Origin of the sequence: Arthrobacter ruber (genome assembly GCF_002954225.1) — a bacterium.
Taxonomy (GTDB): domain Bacteria; phylum Actinomycetota; class Actinomycetes; order Actinomycetales; family Micrococcaceae; genus Arthrobacter_D; species Arthrobacter_D ruber.
The window spans coordinates 114,033-134,061 of record NZ_PPTH01000012.1 but is presented as its reverse complement, the minus strand read 5'-3'; the positions used below and the strand labels follow the sequence as shown (position 1 = coordinate 134,061).

The 20,029-nt window shown below is 69.3% G+C and carries 15 protein-coding genes; 11 read left to right on the top strand and 4 right to left on the bottom strand.

All coding sequences use genetic code 11. The features are described 5' to 3' along the window. Window positions 1–115: 115 nt before the first annotated feature. From coaE to CI785_RS03445, 3 genes are all read left to right on the top strand, one after another. Complete coding sequence (gene coaE / locus CI785_RS03455) at window positions 116–1,096, top strand: dephospho-CoA kinase (protein ID WP_105030706.1); 981 nt, start codon at window positions 116–118, stop codon at window positions 1,094–1,096. 82 nt (window positions 1,097–1,178) lie between these two features. Continuing rightward, complete coding sequence (uvrB, locus tag CI785_RS03450; RefSeq protein ID WP_105030705.1) at window positions 1,179–3,254, top strand: excinuclease ABC subunit UvrB; 2,076 nt, start codon at window positions 1,179–1,181, stop codon at window positions 3,252–3,254. 270 nt (window positions 3,255–3,524) lie between these two features. After that, window positions 3,525–4,607 carry a TerC family protein gene (locus CI785_RS03445; protein ID WP_105030704.1) on the top strand — a complete coding sequence of 361 codons (1,083 nt, stop codon included), beginning with the start codon at window positions 3,525–3,527 and terminating at the stop codon, window positions 4,605–4,607. Between the two features lie 92 nt (window positions 4,608–4,699). Here the strand turns inward: CI785_RS03445 and CI785_RS03440 are convergent, their stop codons facing one another. From CI785_RS03440 to CI785_RS03430, 3 genes are all read right to left on the bottom strand, one after another. Next, the gene (locus CI785_RS03440; protein WP_105030796.1) at window positions 4,700–5,965 is read right to left on the bottom strand and encodes an alpha/beta fold hydrolase; all 1,266 of its coding nucleotides are present in this window, start codon (window positions 5,963–5,965) and stop codon (window positions 4,700–4,702) included. A 68-nt stretch (window positions 5,966–6,033) separates the two neighbouring features. Continuing rightward, complete coding sequence (locus tag CI785_RS03435) at window positions 6,034–6,510, bottom strand: GNAT family N-acetyltransferase (RefSeq protein WP_105030703.1); 477 nt, start codon at window positions 6,508–6,510, stop codon at window positions 6,034–6,036. A gap of 40 nt (window positions 6,511–6,550) precedes the next feature. Beyond that, a complete protein-coding gene (locus tag CI785_RS03430; protein ID WP_105030702.1) occupies window positions 6,551–9,094 on the bottom strand; it encodes a DEAD/DEAH box helicase in 2,544 nt (847 codons plus the stop codon). A 39-nt stretch (window positions 9,095–9,133) separates the two neighbouring features. On the opposite strand from CI785_RS03430, the gene CI785_RS03425 reads away from it, so the two are divergent. After that, window positions 9,134–9,907: a trans-aconitate 2-methyltransferase gene (locus tag CI785_RS03425; RefSeq protein WP_105030701.1), complete on the top strand. Its 774-nt coding sequence runs from the start codon at window positions 9,134–9,136 to the stop codon at window positions 9,905–9,907. An 8-nt stretch (window positions 9,908–9,915) separates the two neighbouring features. On the opposite strand, the gene CI785_RS03420 is transcribed toward CI785_RS03425, so the two are convergent. Continuing rightward, the gene (locus CI785_RS03420; protein ID WP_105030700.1) at window positions 9,916–10,566 is read right to left on the bottom strand and encodes an MBL fold metallo-hydrolase; all 651 of its coding nucleotides are present in this window, start codon (window positions 10,564–10,566) and stop codon (window positions 9,916–9,918) included. Window positions 10,567–10,674: 108 nt separating this feature from the next. Between CI785_RS03420 and CI785_RS03415 the strand changes: the two genes are divergently transcribed. The 7 genes from CI785_RS03415 to whiA all read left to right on the top strand — a co-directional run bounded on the left by CI785_RS03415 (window position 10,675) and on the right by whiA (window position 20,012). Further along, on the top strand, window positions 10,675–11,052 hold the full coding sequence (locus tag CI785_RS03415; RefSeq protein WP_205753550.1) for a GntR family transcriptional regulator: 378 nt from the start codon (window positions 10,675–10,677) through the stop codon (window positions 11,050–11,052). An 85-nt stretch (window positions 11,053–11,137) separates the two neighbouring features. Further along, the gene (uvrA, locus tag CI785_RS03410; RefSeq protein ID WP_105030699.1) at window positions 11,138–14,047 is read left to right on the top strand and encodes an excinuclease ABC subunit UvrA; all 2,910 of its coding nucleotides are present in this window, start codon (window positions 11,138–11,140) and stop codon (window positions 14,045–14,047) included. Between the two features lie 148 nt (window positions 14,048–14,195). Then, the gene (locus tag CI785_RS03405) at window positions 14,196–14,864 is read left to right on the top strand and encodes a lysophospholipid acyltransferase family protein (RefSeq protein WP_105030698.1); all 669 of its coding nucleotides are present in this window, start codon (window positions 14,196–14,198) and stop codon (window positions 14,862–14,864) included. A gap of 86 nt (window positions 14,865–14,950) precedes the next feature. Beyond that, window positions 14,951–17,002: an excinuclease ABC subunit UvrC gene (uvrC, locus tag CI785_RS03400; protein WP_105030697.1), complete on the top strand. Its 2,052-nt coding sequence runs from the start codon at window positions 14,951–14,953 to the stop codon at window positions 17,000–17,002. A 94-nt stretch (window positions 17,003–17,096) separates the two neighbouring features. Then, window positions 17,097–17,996 carry an RNase adapter RapZ gene (gene rapZ / locus CI785_RS03395; RefSeq protein WP_105030696.1) on the top strand — a complete coding sequence of 300 codons (900 nt, stop codon included), beginning with the start codon at window positions 17,097–17,099 and terminating at the stop codon, window positions 17,994–17,996. Beyond that, window positions 17,996–19,021 carry a gluconeogenesis factor YvcK family protein gene (locus CI785_RS03390; protein ID WP_105030695.1) on the top strand — a complete coding sequence of 342 codons (1,026 nt, stop codon included), beginning with the start codon at window positions 17,996–17,998 and terminating at the stop codon, window positions 19,019–19,021. Before rapZ ends, CI785_RS03390 begins: the two co-directional genes overlap by 1 nt. A gap of 10 nt (window positions 19,022–19,031) precedes the next feature. Then, window positions 19,032–20,012 carry a DNA-binding protein WhiA gene (gene whiA, locus CI785_RS03385; RefSeq protein WP_105030694.1) on the top strand — a complete coding sequence of 327 codons (981 nt, stop codon included), beginning with the start codon at window positions 19,032–19,034 and terminating at the stop codon, window positions 20,010–20,012. Window positions 20,013–20,029 lie beyond the last annotated feature (17 nt).

Below are 20,029 nucleotides of genomic sequence, written 5' to 3'. Positions count from 1 at the left end.
CCTCAAAACGATAAGTCCCCTTAGGGTATTCAGGGCCACTGACAGTTCCTCCGGGCAGCCGCTGGGAGGGGTGCCGCTTGACAGCCGGCGGACGAGCCCGCGTTAGGGTTGGCCCATGCTGCGCATAGGACTGACAGGGGGCATCGCCGCGGGGAAGTCCGCAGTGGCCCGCCGCTTCGCCGAACTCGGCGCCGTTCTCGTCGATGCCGACGTCCTGGCACGCGAGGTGGTCCAGCCCGGCTCGCCGGCGCTGCACGAGATCGTCGCGGCATTCGGTGCGGACCTCGTGGGAGTCGACGGTGCCCTGGACCGGCCTGCCCTGGGACGACTGGTCTTCGCGGACACGGCAGCGCGCGAGCGCCTCAACGCCATCGTCCATCCTCGTGTGCGGGAACGGGCAGCGGCACTCGTCGACGGCGCCCCCGAGGACGCCATCGTCGTCGAGGACATCCCCCTGCTGGTGGAGAGCGGGCAGGCAGCCCGCTTCCACCTCGTCGTCGTCGTCGACGCGCCGGACGAGGTCCGCGTCGACCGTATGGTCCGGCAGCGCGGCATGGATCCCGGGGAGGCCGGACGGCGCATCGCGGCGCAGGCTCCGCGGGCGGACCGGTTGCGGGAGGCCGACGCCGTACTCCCCAACGACCGGGCCCTCGAGGACCTCCTCGCGGCGGCCGACGCCCTGTGGGACCGGCGCATCGTCCCGTTCCGCGACAACCTGGTGGCTGGCGCACCTGGCAGCGGCCTGCTCTCCAGCCCGTCGGCGGCAGGACTGCCGGGCACGGTCGGGCTCGCCCGGCGCACCCGCGCCAGGCTCGCCGCGGCACTCCCACCCGGAGCCTCCGTCGGGTCGGGGGGCGCCCCGGGCGCCGCTCGGGACGAGGACGACGTCGTCGTCGCGAGCGTGCGGGTGACGGTCGAGGAGGACACGGATCCAGCGCCCGTGACGAGCGCCCTCGCAGCCGCAGGATACCCCCGTGACCGGGACAGCGGGAGGGGTCGGGGGGAGGCGCACGCCGGCCTTCCCGCCGTGCATCGCGCGGCCGATCCCGCACTCGACGTCACGGTGACGGTGGCGTCCGCGCCGGCACCGTCCTGAGCCCGGCAGGGGCGGTTCCCGCGGCGTTCAGCCGCCAGCAGATCAGGGCAGGAGTGTCAGCGGCAGGGTCTACCGTTAAGACATGAGTCTTGCGCAGGATATCAAGCGTGTCGTGGCCCCTTTCGAGGTCATCAGCGAGTACACGCCCGCGGGCGACCAGCCCACCGCGATCAAGGAGCTGGCCGAGCGGATCAATGCGGGCGAGAAGGACGTCGTCCTGCTCGGTGCCACCGGTACGGGCAAGAGCGCCACCACGGCCTGGCTCATCGAGCAGGTGCAGCGCCCCACCCTGGTGATGGTGCAGAACAAGACCCTCGCGGCGCAGCTCGCGAACGAGTTCCGGGAGCTGCTGCCCAACAACGCCGTCGAGTACTTCGTCTCGTACTACGACTACTACCAGCCCGAGGCCTACGTCCCGCAGACGGACACCTTCATCGAGAAGGACTCCTCCATCAACGAGGAGGTGGAGCGCCTGCGCCACTCGGCCACCAATGCGCTCCTCACGCGTCGCGACGTCATCGTGGTCGCCACCGTGTCCTGCATCTACGGGCTGGGGACGCCCGAGGAGTACATCAACAAGATGGTCACGCTGCGCCGGGGCGACCAGATGAACCGCGACGCGCTGCTGCGCCAGTTCGTGGGGATGCAGTACACGCGCAACGACATGGACTTCCACCGGGGGACGTTCCGCGTCCGCGGTGACACCGTGGAGATCATCCCCATGTACGAGGAGCACGCGCTGCGCATCGAGTTCTTCGGCGACGAGGTGGAGAACATCTACACGCTCGACCCGCTCACCGGGAACGTCATCCGCGAGGAGGAGGAGATGTACGTCTTCCCCGCCTCCCACTACGTCGCCGGCGAGGATCGGATGACGCGCGCGATCAAGGACATCGAGGACGAGCTGCAGCAGCGCCTGGCGGAATTCGAGGCGCAGAACAAGCTGGTCGAGGCGCAGCGCCTGCGCATGCGCGTCACCTACGACCTCGAGATGATGCAACAGATGGGGTTCTGCAACGGCATCGAGAACTACTCGCGGCACATCGACGGACGCGATCCGGCCTCGGCACCGCACTGCCTGCTCGACTACTTCCCCGACGACTTCCTGCTCGTCGTCGACGAATCGCACGTGACCATCCCGCAGATCGGCGCCATGTACGAGGGCGACTCCTCGCGGAAGCGGACCCTCGTGGACCACGGGTTCCGGCTCCCGTCAGCGATGGACAACCGGCCGCTGAAGTGGGACGAGTTCCAGGACCGCATCGGGCAGACGGTCTACCTGTCGGCGACGCCGGGCAAGTACGAGCTGGGCAAGGCCGACGGGTTCGTCCAGCAGATCATCAGGCCCACCGGACTCGTCGACCCCGAAGTGGTGGTCAAGCCGACCAAGGGGCAGATCGACGACCTCCTCGGTGAGATCCGCAAGCGCACCGCCGTCAACGAGCGCGTCCTCGTCACCACGCTCACCAAGCGCATGGCCGAGGACCTCACCGGATACCTCCTCGAGCACGGGGTCAAGGTGGAGTACCTCCACTCGGACGTGGACACGCTGCGGCGCGTGGAACTCCTGCGCGAACTGCGCATGGGCACGTTCGACGTGCTGGTGGGCATCAACCTGCTCCGTGAGGGCCTCGACCTTCCGGAGGTGTCCCTCGTGAGCATCCTGGACGCCGACAAGGAGGGCTTCCTCAGGAGCACCACCTCGCTGATCCAGACCATCGGGCGTGCGGCCCGCAACGTCTCGGGCGAGGTGCACATGTACGCGGACCGCATCACGGACTCCATGGAACGCGCGATCGACGAGACCAACCGGCGCCGTGCCATCCAGGTGGCGCACAACCTCGAGCACGGTATCGATCCCACTCCACTGCGCAAGCGGATCGCCGACATCACGGACACCATCAACCGGGAGGACGCCGATACGCGCGCACTCCTGGAGGAAGCCGCGAAGGGCCGGAAGCCGAAGAAGGGTGCCGGGCGCCACGAGGGACTGGCGTCCGTCCCGGCCGAGGACCTGACCGACCTCATCCAGCAGCTGACGGACCAGATGCACGCGGCGGCCGCCGAGCTGCAGTTCGAGCTGGCCGGACGGCTGCGCGACGAGGTCGGCGACCTCAAGAAGGAGCTGCGGCAGATGCAGTCGGCCGGCCACGCCTGAGGGTCGCGCCATGACCTCCATGACCGGTGAAACCTCCGGGAGGGACGACGGCCGCCACGTCAAGGAGGTCCGCGCTCCGCATCCGGGGAACGTGACTTCAACGGGTGCTCCGCGGCTCGGGTAGCATTGGGCGGACGTAGGGGAGTATCCCAAGCGCTATGGACGTCAGCACGCAGGGCATTGTTGCTCCGCCGGGCATAGCGGTCGGTCGGCACCATGCCGCGGCGGAGAGACTTACGGCGATCCATTCCACCCTGCGGAAGGCCCTTCATGCCCACATTGCCCCTGGCGTTCGAGATCGGCACGTTCGTCGTGCTCGGGATCATCCTGCTCTTCGACCTGCTCCTCGTCGTCAAGCGGCCACACGAGCCGTCCATGAAGGAGGCGGGCCTGTGGGTCGCCTTCTACGTGGGACTCGCGCTCGCGTTCGCAGCGCTGATGTTCGTGTTCACGGGGCCCGAGTACGGCGGCCAGTTCATCGCCGGCTGGATCACCGAGTACAGCCTGAGCATCGACAACCTGTTCGTCTTCATCATCATCATGGCGCGCTTCTCGGTCCCGAGGAAGTACCAGCAGGAGGTGCTGATGGTGGGCATCATCATCGCGCTGATCCTGCGCGGCATCTTCATCGCGCTCGGTGCCGCCGTGATCGAGAACTTCAGCTGGATCTTCTACATCTTCGGTGCCTTCCTCCTGTACACGGCGTACAAGCAGGCCAAGGACTCGGGTGAGGACGAGGAGGACGCCGGCGACAACAAGCTGATCGCGAAGCTGCGCTCGGTCCTGCCGATGTCCGAGTCCTACGACGGCAACAAGGTGCGGACCGTCGTCGACGGCAAGAAGGTGTTCACTCCCATGCTCATCGTCTTCGTGACGATCGGGCTCACCGATCTCCTCTTTGCCGTCGACTCCATCCCCGCAATCTTCGGACTCACGCAGAGCGCGTTCATCGTCTTCACCGCGAACATCTTCGCCCTGATGGGCCTGCGCCAGCTCTACTTCCTGCTCGGCGGCCTCATGACGCGCCTCATCTACCTGAAGCACGCCCTCTCCGTCATCCTCGCCTTCATCGGCGTGAAGCTCATCCTCCACGCGATGCACGTCAACGAGCTGCCGTTCATCAACGGCGGCGAGCACATCGAGTGGGCTCCGGAGATCCCGACGTTCCTGTCCCTCGCGGTGATCGTCGCGACGATCGTCATCGCGGTCGTCGCCAGCCTCATCAAGTCGAAGGCCGTCGAGAAGTCAGCGGTGCGCTCGGGCGGCGCCGACCACAAGGCGTCCTCTCCCGCCGTCACCGACGGGCTCGACGAGGCCGCGGACGAGGCCGGCACCAAGAACCCCCGCCACTAGGCTCCGCCGGCACGCCAGGACCGACAGCAGAAGAGGGACCCCGCACAGTGTGCGGGGTCCCTCTGTCGTCCGGTCGAGCCGGCGGCACCGGGTCAGGGGCGGGTCATGCCGAGCAGCCGCTCGAAGATCGCCTCGCCGTCATCCGCGATCCCGTCGTGGTGGAACTCGTCCGTCTCCCACACGGCGAGGTTCCTGATGCCGGCGGCCGTGGTGAGGGAGAGATTCCGGTCGACGTAGATGTCGTGACGGTAGACGGCGGCGGCGGCCGGCACGACGTTCGTCGCCAGGACGTCCGCGTCGTACAGCGGACCCCAGTCCTCCTTCGCCGCGAGCACGTCCGCGACCGCACGGAGCGGCCGCAGCGCGGGATCCTCCTCGAAGTACCAGGGGTACACCATCTCGCCCGTGAACAGGATCTCAGCGGCGTCGTCGCGGAACTGCGGGTACTCGTCGAGCACGCGCCGGGCGGCCCACGAGGACGCGCCGCCCTGGCAGTAGATGGACTCGTGCATCAGCGCGTACAGCGGCTGCGAGGCCCTGCTGACGATCCCCTGGACCTGCTCGAGGAACGTCGCGGACAGCCGGGGGCCGTCGGGCGTGGTGGTGAACGCGTCTTCGAGGAGGTAGTGGAGGGCGTGGACCCGGGTGTTCCCGCCCAGGAACGAGCCGACCATCTGGAAGCGCCGCACCGTGAGCCGTTCCCCGTCGGGCAGGTGCTCCTCCACCTCCCGGAGGTGGCGGGCGATGCGCGTGACCAGCTCCCGGTCCTCCGGGTACCAGGAGAAGTACTCGCGGTTGCGTTCCTCCACCCGGGCGAACGTGGCCCGGTACACCTCGTCCGGCGCTCCCGCGAGGGGGGCGAGGCCACCGGTGATCAGGGCGCGCTCGATGCCCGCGGGTGCGTTCGACAGGTAGGTGAGTGTGCAGAAGCCTCCGTAGCTCTGCCCGAACACCGTCCAGGGCGCGCTGCCGAGACGCGCGCGGATCAGCTCGGCGTCGGCCACGATCGCGTCCGCGCGGAAGTGGGACAGGTAGTCCGCCTGGGCCTGCGGCGTCGGCAGCGCCGCGAGTGTGGCGGCGTCGGCGGGGGTGGAGCGCCCCGTGCCGCGCTGGTCCAGCATGAGGATACGGAAGTCACGGGCGGCGGCCTTCATCCAGCCCGAGAGCTGCGTGGTCCGCACGCCCCGGCCACCGGGCCCGCCCTGCAGGAACAGCAGCCACGGCAGGCGGGCGACGGCATCGTCGTCGTGCTCGAGGGACGAGTACTCGCGGGCGAACACCTCGATCCGCTCCGAGGTCGTGTCCCGGTGGTCGAGGGGCACGTTGAAGGTGTGGCCGGTGGCGCGCAGTCCGCGCATGACGACGGTCCGGCCGATTTCATGCAGGTCGGCGTGGGGAAGGGGCACCGGTGCGGGCGACACGGCGGTCACAGCGCGGCGGCGTCGGTGAGGGCGCTCCCCGTGAGCCGGAAGGTGCTCCAACCGGACTGCGGTCGGGCGCCGAGCTGCTCGTAGAAGCGGATGGACGGCTCGTTCCAGTCGAGCACCGACCATTCGACCCGGGCGTAGCCGCGCTCGACGGCGATCCTGGCCAGGTTGGTGAGCAGGGCCTTGCCGTGTCCGGCGCCGCGCGCCTCGGGGCGCACGTACAGGTCCTCGAGATAGATGCCGTGAACGCCCTCCCAGGTGGAGTAGTTGAGGAACCACAGGGCGAATCCCTGGATCTGCCCCTCGGCCTCGACGACGTGCGCGTAGATCGCGGGGGAGTCGCCGAACAGGGCGGCCTCGAGGGACTCCGCGGTGTTCTTCACGGCGTCCGGCTCACGCTCGTAGAGGGCCAGGTCGTGGATGAGCTGGAGGATGACCGGGACGTCCGCCGGCCGTGCTTCGCGAAGAGTCGACATGTCCCCAGCGTAGCCAAGCTCCCGCCGTCGAACGGCGCGGTCAGGCCGCGACGGGGGCTCCGACGCTCAGGATCCGCACCACGGGGCTGCCCGCCTCGTCCGACGCCGGCAGGTCGATCTCCGCGTTGATGCCCCAGTCGTTGTTGCCCTCGGGGTCCTTCAGGATCTGCCGCACCTTCCAGAGGCCAGGGACTTTCACGATGATCAGCAGCGCCGGTCCGCGGGCCTCGGGGCCGTCGTCGATGTCCTCGTAGTCCGCGAAGTACCCGTCGAGGGCCTCCGCCCAGCGGTCGGCGGTCCACCCGGAGTCCGCGTCCAGGGCGCCGAGTGCCTCGTCGCGCTCGTCGGCGAAGAGCTTCACGCGCTGGAACATCTCGTTGCGCACCATCACGCGGAAGGCGCGCTCGTTGGAGGTGACGGACGGCGGCTTCTCCGGGAGTTCCACGGTATCCGCGGGCGCCCCCGGAACGATCCCGGCGGTCAGCTGGGTCCACTCGTCGAGGAGACTGCTGTCCACCTGCCGGACTAGCTCGCCGAGCCATTCGAGGATGTCGCTGAGGTCCTCGCGAAGGGCCTCGACCGGCACCGTGTGGCGCAGCGCCTTGTAGCAGTCGGCGAGGTAGCGCAGGAGGATGCCCTCGGAGCGCGTGAGCGAGTAGAACGCCACGTACTCGCCGAAGCTCATCGCTCGCTCGTACATGTCGCGGACCACGGACTTGGGGGCGAGCTCGAAGTCACCGAGCCATGGCGCTGATGCACGGTACACGTCGAAGGCCTGCTGCAGCAGCTCCTCGAGCGGCTTCGGGTAGGTGACCTCCTCGAGCCGTGCCATCCGCGCGTCGTAGTCGATCCCCTCGGCCTTCATGGCGGCCACGGCCTCGCCGCGCGCCTTCTTCTCCTGCGCGTTGAGGACCTGCCGGGGCTTCTCGAGCGTGGCCTCGATGACCGAGACGACGTCGAGCGCGTAACCCGGCGCCTCGGGGTCCAACAGTTCCAGGCTCGCGAGGGCGAAGGGGGAGAGGGGCTGGTTGAGGGCGAAGTTGGCCTGCAGATGCACGCGGAGCCGGACCTGCCGCCCGTCCGGCTCGGGGACGGGCAGCCGCTCGACGATCCCGGCCGTGACGAGTTCGCGGTAGATGCCGATGGCGCGGCGCATGAGCCGCAGCTGGGATGCCCGCGTCTCGTGGTTCTCGGTGAGCAGCCGCTTCACCGCGGTGAACGGGTCGCCGGGCCGCTCGAGGAGGTTCAGCAGCATCGAGTGGCTGACGGAGAACGACGACGTCAGGGGGTCCGGAACGCTCTCGACGAGCCGCTCGTACGTGGGCTTGCCCCAGGACACGAAGCCCTGCGGCGGCTTCTTGCGCACCACCTGGCGCAGCTTCTTCTGGTCGTCGCCGAACTTGGAGACCGCCTTCGCCATGGCCTTGGTGTTCTCGACCACGTGGTCGGGCGCCTGCACGACGACGGTGCCCGCGGTGTCGTATCCGGCGCGCCCGGCGCGCCCGGAGATCTGGTGGAACTCCCGCGCGTTGAGCAGCCGCGTGCGCACGCCGTCGTACTTGCTCAGCGCGGTGAGGAGCACGGTGCGGATGGGCACGTTGATGCCCACGCCGAGCGTGTCGGTGCCGCAGATGACCTTGAGCAGGCCGGCCTGGGCGAGCTGCTCGACGAGCCTGCGGTACTTGGGCAGCATGCCGGCGTGGTGCACGCCGATGCCGTGGCGTACGAGCCGGTTGAGGGTCTTGCCGAAGCCCGCGGAGAACCGGAACGTCGCGATGAGCTCGGCGATCCTGTCCTTCTCCTCACGCGTGCAGACGTTGACGCTCATGAGGTTCTGCGCCCGTTCGATGGCCTCGGCCTGGCTGAAGTGCACCACGTACACGGGCGCCTGGCGGGTGGAGAGCAGTTCCTCGAGGGATTCCTGTACGGGTGTCTCGACGTAGTAGTAGTGCAGCGGGATGGGCCGTTCCACGGACGTGACCGTCGCCGTCGCGCGACCGGTGCGGTCGGTGAGGTCCTTCTCGAACCGCGTCACGTCGCCGAGCGTCGCGGACATCAGCAGGAACTGCGCCTGGGGCAGTTCGAGCAGGGGCACCTGCCAGGCCCAGCCGCGCTGCGGGTCCGAGTAGAAGTGGAACTCGTCCATCACCACGGTGTCGACGTCGGCCTGCGCGCCCTCGCGCAGGGCGAGGTTCGCGAGGATCTCGGCGGTGCAGCAGATGATCGGCGCGTCCTGGTTCACGCCGGAGTCGCCCGTGATCATGCCGACGTTCTCCGCGCCGAAGATCTCGCACAGGGCGAAGAACTTCTCGGACACCAGCGCCTTGATCGGCGCGGTGTAGTAGCTGGTCCGGCCCTCGGCGAAGGACTTCAGGTGCGCCGCGACGGCCACCAGCGACTTCCCGGACCCGGTGGGCGTCGCGAGGATCACGTTGTTGCCCGAGACGAGCTCCATCGCGGCCTCGTCCTGCGCCGGGTAGAGCGCCAGCCCGCGCGCCGTCGCCCATCCCGTGAAGGCTTCGTAGACCGCGTCCGCGGGGAGTTCGCCGTCGTCGTGCCGGGGCAGGTGTTCTTGGATCCTCATGGTCCTTCCAGCGTACCGGTGGGGACCTTAGGGTGGATCATGCGCTGGGACCCTGGACTCTACGCCCGTCACGCCGGTCACCGCGGCCGTCCGTTCTTCGACCTCGTGGGACGCGTCGGCCACGACGCGCCGCGCACGGTCGTCGACCTCGGGTGCGGACCCGGTGAGCTGACGGAGGCGCTCGCGCTGCGATGGCCAGGGGCGACGGTGCGGGGCATCGACTCCAGCACGGACATGATCGACGCCGCCCGGCGCCGTCCCGCACCGCCGAACCTGGCCTTCGAGGTGGGCGACCTCCGCGCCTACCGCCCCGGCTCCGACGACGTCGTCGTCACGAACGCGGCGCTCCAGTGGGTCCCCGGGCACCAGGACCTCGTGGCCGCATGGGCCAGAGCGCTGCCCGCGGGAGGGTGGCTCGCACTGCAGGTGCCCGGCAACTTCTCGGCGCCGTCCCACGCGCTGATGCGCGAGCACGCGGCGAGCCCCCGCTGGGCGGAGACGCTCCGCGGCGTGCTGCGGCACGACGACGCCGTGGCCGAACCGGCGGACTACGCCGAGCTGCTGCTGTCCGCCGGGCTCGAGGCCGACGTCTGGGAGACCACGTACCAGCAGGTGCTGCCGGGGGAGGACGCCGTCCTCGGCTGGGTGCGCGGCACGGCCCTGCGGCCGGTCCTGGAGGTACTGTCCGCGGAGGAGGCCGACGAGTTCGAGGCCGGGTACGGCGAGCTGCTGCGGACGGCGTACCCCCGGGGCGGGCAGGGCACCGTCTTCGGCTTCCGGCGCATCTTCGCCGTCGGCCACCGGTCCCCGTAGCCGGCGCCCTACCAGCCGCGCTGCTTCCACTCCTCGAGGGAGCCCCGCTCGGCGCCGAGCGTCGTGCCCTTCCCGTGCCCCGGGTGGACCACGGTGTCGTCCGGCAGGCGGTCGAAGAGGCGTGTCACGACGTCGTCGTACAGGGAGGCGAAACGCGCCGGATCACCCTGCGTGTTACCGATGCCCCCGGGGAACAGGGAGTCGCCCGTGAACAGGTGCGCCGGCCCGTGAGGATCCTCGTAGAGCAGTGCGACGGAGCCGGGGGTGTGCCCGCGCAGGTGGATCGCCTCGAGCTCGAAGCCCTCGAAGGAGCCCGTGTCGCCGTGCTGCAGCGGCACGTCCGTGGCGACCGCGATGTCCGGGACGTCGTCGGCCCCGGCGGCCGTGCGCGCCCCCGTAACGTCCTTCACCTCGGCCAGCGCCCGCACGTGGTCCCAATGCGAGTGCGTGGTGACGATCAGCGCCACGCGGGCCTCGGCGTCGGTGTCCTCCTGCGCGTCGGCAAGCAGCGCGAGGATCGCCGGGGCGTCGTCAGCGGCGTCGACGAGGACCTGCGCGCCGGTCGACTTCGAGGTGAGCACGTATACGTTGTTGTCCATCTCGGACACGGAGATACGGCGGATCGTGATCTCGGTGAGGCTGTGCAGGGGGCTGGTCATGAGCACAGTGTAGGCGTGCGCGCCCGACGGGGACTCGGACCCGGCAGGTAGGGTTCGTGTACGCCGCGACCCGCCGGTCCCGGCGTCGGATCCCGGAAGGAACAGGGCGTGGAGCAGGACATCAAGTGGTGGTTGCAAATAGATCCTGCAAGTAAGACGCCGCCCTTCGAGCAGATCAAGCAGGCGATTCTCGAGGCAGCCAACTCCGGTGAGGCTGCAGTAGGTACTCGGCTACCCCCGGTGCGGGCGCTCGCAGTGCACCTCGGTATCGCGACTAACACCGTAGCCCGCGCGTACCGCGAACTGGAGCAGGCAGGAGCGGTGGAGACCAAGGGCCGAGCTGGGACAATCATCACGGCAGGAGGGGACGAGGCCCGTCGCCGCGTCGCAGAAGCGGCGGGTGACTTTGCCGCCGTCGTGCGTTCTACGGGAGTGGCTGAGGGCGAGGCTGTCGCCATCATCCGGGCGGCATTGCGCCGAGCGTGAACGACGCGCTGCGGGGCGCGGAAACCACGCGGAAGAGGCGTAATTCGAATATGTCTTCGAAGCCCTTTTCCCCTACAGTGGATGAGTGTCTATAGCAAATTCCCTCGAGCAGCATGCCCACAATCCGGAGCCGGCTCCCCAGGACCTGTCCCGGCTGATCGTCAAGGGCGCGCGTGAGCACAACCTGCGCAATGTCGACCTGGACCTGCCGCGCGACGCCATGATCGTCTTCACGGGCCTCTCGGGCTCGGGGAAGTCGTCGCTGGCCTTCGACACCATCTTCGCGGAGGGCCAGCGCCGCTACGTCGAGTCGCTCTCGGCCTATGCCCGGCAGTTCCTCGGCCAGGTGGACAAGCCCGACGTCGATTTCATCGAGGGGCTCTCACCCGCGGTCTCGATCGACCAGAAGTCCACGAGCAAGAACCCGCGCTCCACCGTGGGCACCATCACCGAGATCTACGACTACATGCGCCTGCTCTGGGCGCGCGTGGGCCGCCCCCACTGCCCCGTCTGCGGCGAGCCCGTCGCGAAGCAGACACCCCAGCAGATCGTGGACCAGCTCCTCGAGCTCGACGAGGGCACGCGCTTCCAGATCCTCGCCCCGGTGGTCCGCGCCCGCAAGGGCGAGTTCGTGGACCTCTTCCAGGAACTCACGGCCAAGGGCTACTCGCGTGCCCGCGTGGACGGCAAACTCATCCAGCTCAGCGACCCGCCCAAGCTCGGCAAGCAGTACAAGCACACCATCGAGGTCATCATCGACCGCCTCGTGGTGAAGGGAGGCATCCAGCAGCGCCTCACCGACTCCGTCGAGACCGCGCTCAAGCTCGCCGACGGCCGGGTGCTCGCCGAGTTCGTCGACCTCCCCGAGGACGACGCCAAGCGCCTCCACGCCTTCTCCGAGCACCTCGCCTGCCCCAACGAGCACCCGCTGGCCATCGACGAGATCGAGCCGCGGTCCTTCTCCTTCAACAACCCGTTCGGCGCCTGCCCGGCCTGCACCGGGATCGGCAGCAAGCTAGAGGTCGACGAGGAGCTCGTGGTCCCCAACCAGGACCTGAGCCTCGCCGAGGGTGCGATCGCCCCGTGGTCGCTCGGCACGGCGACGCTGGAGTACTGGACGCGCCTGCTCGAGGGGCTCGCGTCCGAGCTGAAGTTTGACATCACCACCCCCTGGCGGAAGCTGCCGGACCGTGCCCGCGAGGCCGCGCTGTACGGCAAGGACCACAAGGTGGTGGTGCAGTACAAGAACCGCTTCGGTCGCGAGCGCAAGTACAGCACCGGCTTCGAGGGAGCCATCCAGTACATCCAGCGCAAGCACGCGGAGACGGAGTCCGACAACGCGCGCGACCGCTACGAGGAGTACATGCGGGAGATCCCGTGTCCCACCTGCGGCGGCGCACGGCTCAACCCGGCGTCACTCTCGGTGCTCATCAACGGCCGCTCCATCGCCGAGGTCTCCGCGATGCCGATGCGCGACTGCGCCGAGTTCCTCGACAATCTCGTGCTGACCGGCCGAGAGGCCCAGATCGCCAACCAGGTCCTCAAGGAGATCCAGGCGCGCCTGACATTCCTCCTCGACGTGGGCCTCGAGTACCTGAACCTCGAGCGCGCCTCCGGCACGCTCTCGGGCGGCGAGGCCCAGCGCATCCGCCTGGCCACGCAGATCGGCTCGGGGCTCGTGGGCGTGCTCTACGTCCTCGACGAGCCGTCCATCGGACTGCACCAGCGCGACAACCGCCGCCTGATCGAGACGCTCACGCGCCTGCGCAACCTCGGCAACACGCTGATCGTCGTCGAGCACGACGAGGACACCATCGCCGAGGCCGACTGGATCGTGGACATCGGACCGGGCGCGGGGGAGCACGGCGGCCAGGTGGTGCACTCGGGCCTCCTCGAGGACCTGCTGACCAACGAGGAGTCGCTCACCGGTGACTACCTCTCGGGGCGCCGCAGGATCGAGATCCCCGCGAAGCGCCGCAAGATCGACCGGTCCCGGCAGCTCAAGGTCGTCGGCGCGCGGGAACACAACCTCGTGAACGTCGACGCGACCATCCCCCTCGGGGTGCTGACCGCGGTCACCGGCGTGAGCGGCTCCGGCAAGTCCACCCTCGTCAACGACATCCTGTACAAGGTCCTCGCGAACAAGCTCAACGGGGCGAAGCAGGTCGCCGGACGGCACAAGCGGATCGACGGCCTCGAGCACCTCGACAAGGTCATCCACGTGGACCAGAGCCCCATCGGTCGCACGCCGCGGTCCAACCCGGCCACCTACACGGGCGTCTTCGACAACATCCGCAAGCTCTTCGCGGAGACCACCGAGGCGAAGGTCCGCGGCTACCTCCCGGGCCGGTTCTCCTTCAACGTCAAGGGCGGCCGCTGCGAGGCGTGCTCCGGCGACGGCACGCTGAAGATCGAGATGAACTTCCTGCCGGACGTCTACGTCCCCTGCGAGGTGTGCCACGGGGCGCGGTACAACCGCGAGACCCTGGAGGTCCACTACAAGGGCAAGACGATCGCCGACGTGCTGGACATGCCGATCGAGGAGGGCGCCGAGTTCTTCGCGGCCTTCAGCCCGATCGCCCGGCACCTGAACACGCTCGTCGAGGTGGGTCTGGGCTATGTCCGCCTCGGGCAGCCCGCCACCACGCTCTCCGGCGGCGAGGCACAGCGCGTGAAGCTCGCGAGTGAACTGCAGAAGCGGTCGAACGGGCGCAGCATCTACGTGCTCGACGAGCCGACCACCGGCCTGCACTTCGAGGACATCCGCAAGCTCCTGCTCGTCCTGCAGGGCCTCGTGGACAAGGGCAACACCGTGATCACGATCGAGCACAACCTCGACGTCATCAAGAGCGCCGACTGGGTGATCGACCTCGGTCCGGACGGCGGTTCGGGCGGCGGGCAGATCATCGCGACGGGCACGCCCGAGCAGGTGGCCCGCAACGAGGAGAGCTACACGGGCACGTTCCTGAAGGAGATCTTCGACAAGGCCGTGTAGCCCGCCGGAAGCGGACCGGATATACCCGCGAGGGCATGCATGATGCATGCCCTCGCGGTGCTATGGCAAGCTTGCTCGGTGTCCCCCATGCATTCGCCGATACTCCTCCAGCCCGACCGCACGCGCGTCGACCCCGCAGGTGTGATCCGTGGGCGTCTATGACCTGACACGCAGCACGACCCGCGGGCTCATCGCGGGTCTCTGCCGTCCGACCGTGGAGGGGCTGCACAACGTGCCCGCGGACGGCCCGTTCATCGTCGCGCCGAACCACCTCTCCTTCCTCGACAGCGTCCTAGTGCAGGCCCTCATGCCCCGGCCGGTCGCCTTCTTCGCGAAGGCCGAGTACTTCACGGGCACCGGCGTCAAGGGCGCCCTCATGAAGCAGTTCTTCGAGGGCGTCGGCTCGATCCCCGTCGAGCGGGGCCAGCAGGCCGCGAGCGTACAGGCCCTCCGGACGCTCCTGGGCCTGCTGGAGCAGGGCGACGGCGTCGGCATCTACCCGGAAGGCACCCGCTCGCGCGACGGCAGGCTCTACCGTGGCAGGACCGGCGTCGGCTGGCTCGCGCTCACCACCGGGGCGCCCGTGGTGCCGGTGGGGCTCGTCGGCACCGACGCACTGCAGCCGGCGGGGAAGAAGGGCATCCGGCCGCAGCACTTCACGGTGCGGATCGGCGAACCCCTCGTCTTCGAGAAGACCGGCCCCGGGCACCCGCTGCCGGCGCGGCGTCAGGCCACGGACGCGATCATGGACGGCATTGCGGCCCTCACGGGCCAGGAACGGGTGCCCTCCTACAACCAGAGCCCCGCCGCCGAGTAGCGCCGCCGCACGGGCGCCGTCAGCGGTCAGCGGAAAGCGGTGCTCGGCGTCGGGCTCCGTCACCGCCCAGCCCTAGGATTGAGGGCGTGGTGAACCCAGTAACGTACCGGCCGAAGACCGGCGAGATCCCGGTAGACCCGGGGGTCTACCGGTTCCGGGACGAGCACGGCCGGGTGATCTACGTCGGCAAGGCGAAGAACCTCCGCTCGCGCCTGAACTCATACTTCGCGAACCCGCAGGGCCTGCTCGCCAAGACCCGCAGCATGGTGTTCACCGCCGCGAGCGTCGAATGGACCGTGGTGGGCAGCGAGCTCGAGGCGCTGCAGCTCGAGTACACGTGGATCAAGGAATTCGACCCGCGGTTCAACATCATGTTCCGGGACGACAAGACGTACCCGTACCTCGCAGTGACGATGGGGGAGAAGTACCCCCGCGTCCAGGTTCTGCGCGGCGACAAGAAGAAGGACACGCGGTACTTCGGCCCGTTCTACCCGGCGAAGGCCATCCGCGAGACGGTGGACACGATGATTCGCGTCTTCCCCGTACGCACGTGCAGCGCCGGCGTGTTCAAGCGCGCCGAGCGGACCGGCAGACCCTGCCTCCTCGGCTACATCGACAAGTGCTCGGCGCCGTGCGTGGGACGCATCAGCGCGGAGGACCACCGGGCCCTCGCCGGCGACTTCTGCGACTTCATGTCCGGTGAGGCGAAGAAGTTCATCTCCGGGCTCGAGAAGAAGATGGCCGAGGCCGTCGCCGAACTCGACTACGAGTCGGCGGCACGCCTGCGCGACGACATCTCCGCGCTCCGCCGCGTCTTCGAGCGCAACACCGTCGTGCTCAGCGAGGACACCGACGCGGACATCTTCGCCATCAAGGAGGACGAGCTCGAGGCCGCGGCGCAGGTCTTCCACGTGCGCGGCGGCCGGATCCGCGGGCAGCGCGGCTGGGTGGTCGAGAAGGTCGAGGACATGGACACGCCGGACCTCGTGGAGCACCTGCTGCAGCAGGTCTACGGCGAGGGCAGCAGCAACAACGAGCAGATCCCCCGCGAGGTCCTCGTGCCGGTCCTGCCCAGCAACTCCGAGCAGATCCTCGAATGGCTGCGCGGGCTCCGGGGCGCCCGCGTGGACGTGCGCGTGCCGCAGCGCGGCGACAAGGCGACCCTCATGGGCACCGTCGAGCAGAACGCCGCGGAGGCTCTGCGCCTGCACAAGAGCCGCCGCGCCGGTGACATCACCACGCGGTCGGCGGCGCTGCAGGAACTGCAGGAGGCCCTCGACCTGCCCCAGCCGCTCATGCGCATCGAGTGCTTCGACATCTCCCACGTGCAGGGCACCAACGTGGTGGCCTCCATGGTCGTCGTCGAGGACGGCCTGCCGCGGAAGTCCGAGTACCGCAAGTTCTCCATCACCGGCGACGCCGCACGCGACGACACCGCCTCCATGTACGACGTCATCCACCGCCGTTTCCGCAACTACCTCGCGGCGAAGGCGGGGAACCAGGTCGACGCCGCCGCGGACCCGGAGGTGGACCCGGTGGACGACGCCGGGTCGGTCCTCGCGCACCCCGCCGTCGACTCACCCGGCGCCCCCGAGGCCGGGGGCGGGCCACTGAAGGACACGACGACGGCGATCACCCGCAACCGCTTCGCCTACCCGCCCAGCCTCGTCGTCGTCGACGGCGGCCCGCCCCAGGTCGCAGCGGCCTCCCGCGCGCTCGAGGACCTCGGGATCGACGACGTCTTCGTGATCGGCCTCGCCAAGCGCCTCGAGGAGGTGTGGATCCAGGACAGCGAATTTCCGGTCATCCTCCCGCGGGCCTCGGAGGGATTGTTCATGCTCCAGCGCATCCGCGACGAGGCGCACCGCTTCGCGATCACGTTCCATCGGCAGAAGCGCGGCAAGTCGATGACCGCCTCGGCGCTCGACGACGTCGCCGGCCTGGGCCCGGCCAAGCGCAAGGCCCTGCTCAAGCACTTCGGCTCGGTGAAGAGGATCCGTGCGGCGTCCGTCGAGGAGCTGATGGAGGTGCCGGGGGTGGGCCCGGCCCTCGCCGAGACCATCCGCACCTCGCTCGCGGTCGCGGACGCCCCGGCTCCTGCCGTGAACATGACCACGGGCGAGATCATCGAAGATTAGCTAGGCTGAAGACGCGGCCGCAGGCGCCGCGCAGACCACCCCAGGGCAGGCCGGGACACCGGTCGCCCCGTCGAGCCGGAACGGATGCACCACGATGACTGAGGCCACGAGCCTGACTCCGGTCGAACCCACCGAATCCGAGCTGCTGGTGGTCACCGGCATGTCCGGGGCGGGCCGCAGCACGGCCGCGAACGCCCTCGAGGACCACGGCTGGTACGTCGTGGAGAACCTCCCCCCGCAGATGCTCGCCATGCTGACGGAGCTCGTCGCGCGGACGCCGCAGTCGATGCCCAAGCTGGCCGTGGTGATCGACGTGCGCGGCAAGGAGCTCTTCAGCGACATCAAGGCCTCCCTCGCCGGCCTCCGGTCCGCCGGCGTGAACTACCGCGTGCTGTTCCTCGACGCCGACGACGCCGTCCTGGTCCGCCGGTTCGAGCAGGGCCGCCGCCCGCACCCCCTGCAGGGCGACGGCCGCATCCTGGACGGCATCGCCGCCGAGCGCGAGGTGCTCAAGGAGCTCAAGCACTCCTCGGACGACGTCATCGACACGACCGACCTCAACGTGCACGCCCTGGCCACGAAGGTCACCGAGCTGTTCTCCGAGTCCGGTCCGATCGTCCTGCGGCTCAACGTCATGAGCTTCGGCTTCAAGTACGGACTCCCGGCCGACGCCAACTACGTCGCCGACGTCCGCTTCATCCCCAATCCCCACTGGGTGCCCGCCCTGCGTCCCCAGACAGGACTCGACGAGCCGGTGCGCGACTACGTGCTCGCCGCCCAGGGTGCCGGCGACTTCATCGAGCGGTACGTGAACGCACTGGTGCCGGTGCTCGACGGCTACCGCCGCGAGAACAAGCACTACGCCACCATCGCGGTGGGCTGCACGGGCGGCAAGCACCGCTCGGTGGCCGTCACCGAGGAGATCGCGCAGCGCCTGGCCCAGCTGCCGGGAGTGCAGGTCGCAGCGCATCACCGCGACCTCGGACGTGAGTAGTGGGACTGTTCTCCGGACCCCTGCCCCTCGTCCCTCCGTCCGCCCGACGGCAGGGCGACGGGACGGGCGCCGGGCCCTCCGTCGTCGCCCTGGGTGGCGGCCACGGCCTCTCGGCGTCCCTCGCGGCCCTGCGCCACCTGACGCAGGAACTGACCGCGGTGGTCACGGTGGCGGACGACGGCGGCTCCTCCGGGCGGCTCCGGCACGAGTTCGGGGTGCTGCCGCCCGGTGACCTGCGCATGGCCCTCTCCGCCCTGTGCGACGACACGGACTGGGGGAGGACCTGGCGCGACGTCATGCAGCACCGCTTCGCCTCGCGCGACGGCGTCGAGAGCCCGCTCGACGACCACGCCCTCGGCAACCTGCTGATCGTCACGCTGTGGGAACTGCTCGGGGACCCGGTGGCGGGCCTGCAGTGGGCCGGCGCCCTTCTCGGGGCGCGGGGGCGTGTCCTGCCGATGGCGAGCGTGCCCCTGACCATCGAGGGCGACGTCCTCAGCGAGGTGGACGGCAGCCTCCGGGTCACGACCGTCACCGGGCAGGCGAAGCTCGCGGTCGCCGCCGCGTCCGGCAACGTGAGCAGCGTCCGGCTGCTGCCGGCCGTCGCCCCCGCCTGCGCGGACGCGCTGGAGGCGATCGAGCTCGCCGACTGGGTGGTCCTCGGCCCCGGTTCCTGGTACACCTCGGTGCTGCCCCACCTGCTGCTCCCGGAACTCCGCGACGCCCTGTGCCGCACCTCGGCACGGCGCTGCCTCACGATGAACCTGAGCAACGACACCAAGGAGACCCAGGGCATGAGCGCGGTCGACCACCTCCATGTGATCTCGCGGTACGCGCCCGATTTCACGGTGGACGTCGTACTCGCGGACCCGGCCGTGATAGCCGACCGGGACGAGTTCGAGCGAGCCGTCGCGGAGATGGGTGGACGCGCCGTCTTCGGTACAGTGGGGGTCTCGACCGGTAAGCCTGTGCACGACCCGCTGCGGCTGGCGACGTCCTACAACGACATGTTTGCGGAGAACTAGGAGTGGATCTGTGGCCCTGACCGCCGACGTCAAAGAGGAGCTGTCGCACCTCGACGTCAAGAAGTCCTCGGTCCGCAAGGCCGAGGTGTCCGCGCTCCTGAGGTTCGCAGGGGGCCTCCACATCATCTCCGGCAGGATCGTCATCGAGGCCGAGGTGGACCTCGCGTCCACCGCCCGGCGGCTCCGCGCGGCCATCGCCGAGGTCTACGGCCACAACAGCGAGATCATCGTCGTCACCGGCGGGGGACTGAAGCGCGGCAACCGCTACGTGGTCCGCGTGGTGCGCGATGGCGAGTCCCTGGCCCGGCAGACCGGGCTTCTCGACAGTCGCGGCCGCCCGGTCCGGGGCCTTCCCTCCGCCGTCGTCAACGGTTCGACGGCGGACGCCGAAGCCGTCTGGCGGGGCGCGTTCCTGGCCCACGGCTCGCTGACCGAACCGGGGCGGTCCTCGTCCCTGGAGGTCACCTGCCCCGGGCCGGAGTCGGCCCTGGCGCTCGTCGGTGCAGCACGCCGCCTCGACATCTCCGCGAAGGCGCGGGAGGTCCGTGGCATCGACCGCGTGGTCATCCGCGACGGTGACACCATCGCCGCGCTCCTGACCCGCATGGGCGCCCATGACGCACTGATGGTGTGGGAGGAACGGCGGATGCGCAAGGAGGTCCGCGCCACGGCGAACCGCCTCGCCAACTTCGACGACGCCAACCTGCGCCGGTCCGCACAGGCGGCGGTCGCCGCCGGAGCCCGGGTGGAGCGCGCCCTCGAGATCCTGGGCGAGAACGTCCCCGAGCACCTGCGCTACGCGGGTGAACTGCGCGTGGCGCACAAGCAGGCGAGCCTGGACGAACTCGGCCGTCTCGCCGACCCGCCCATGACGAAGGACGCCATCGCCGGACGCATCCGGCGCCTGCTCGCCATGGCGGACAAGAGGGCCTCCGACATCGGGATCCCGGGGACGGACGCGAATGTGACCGCGGACATGCTCGACGAGTGAAGAAGTGCATAGGATGG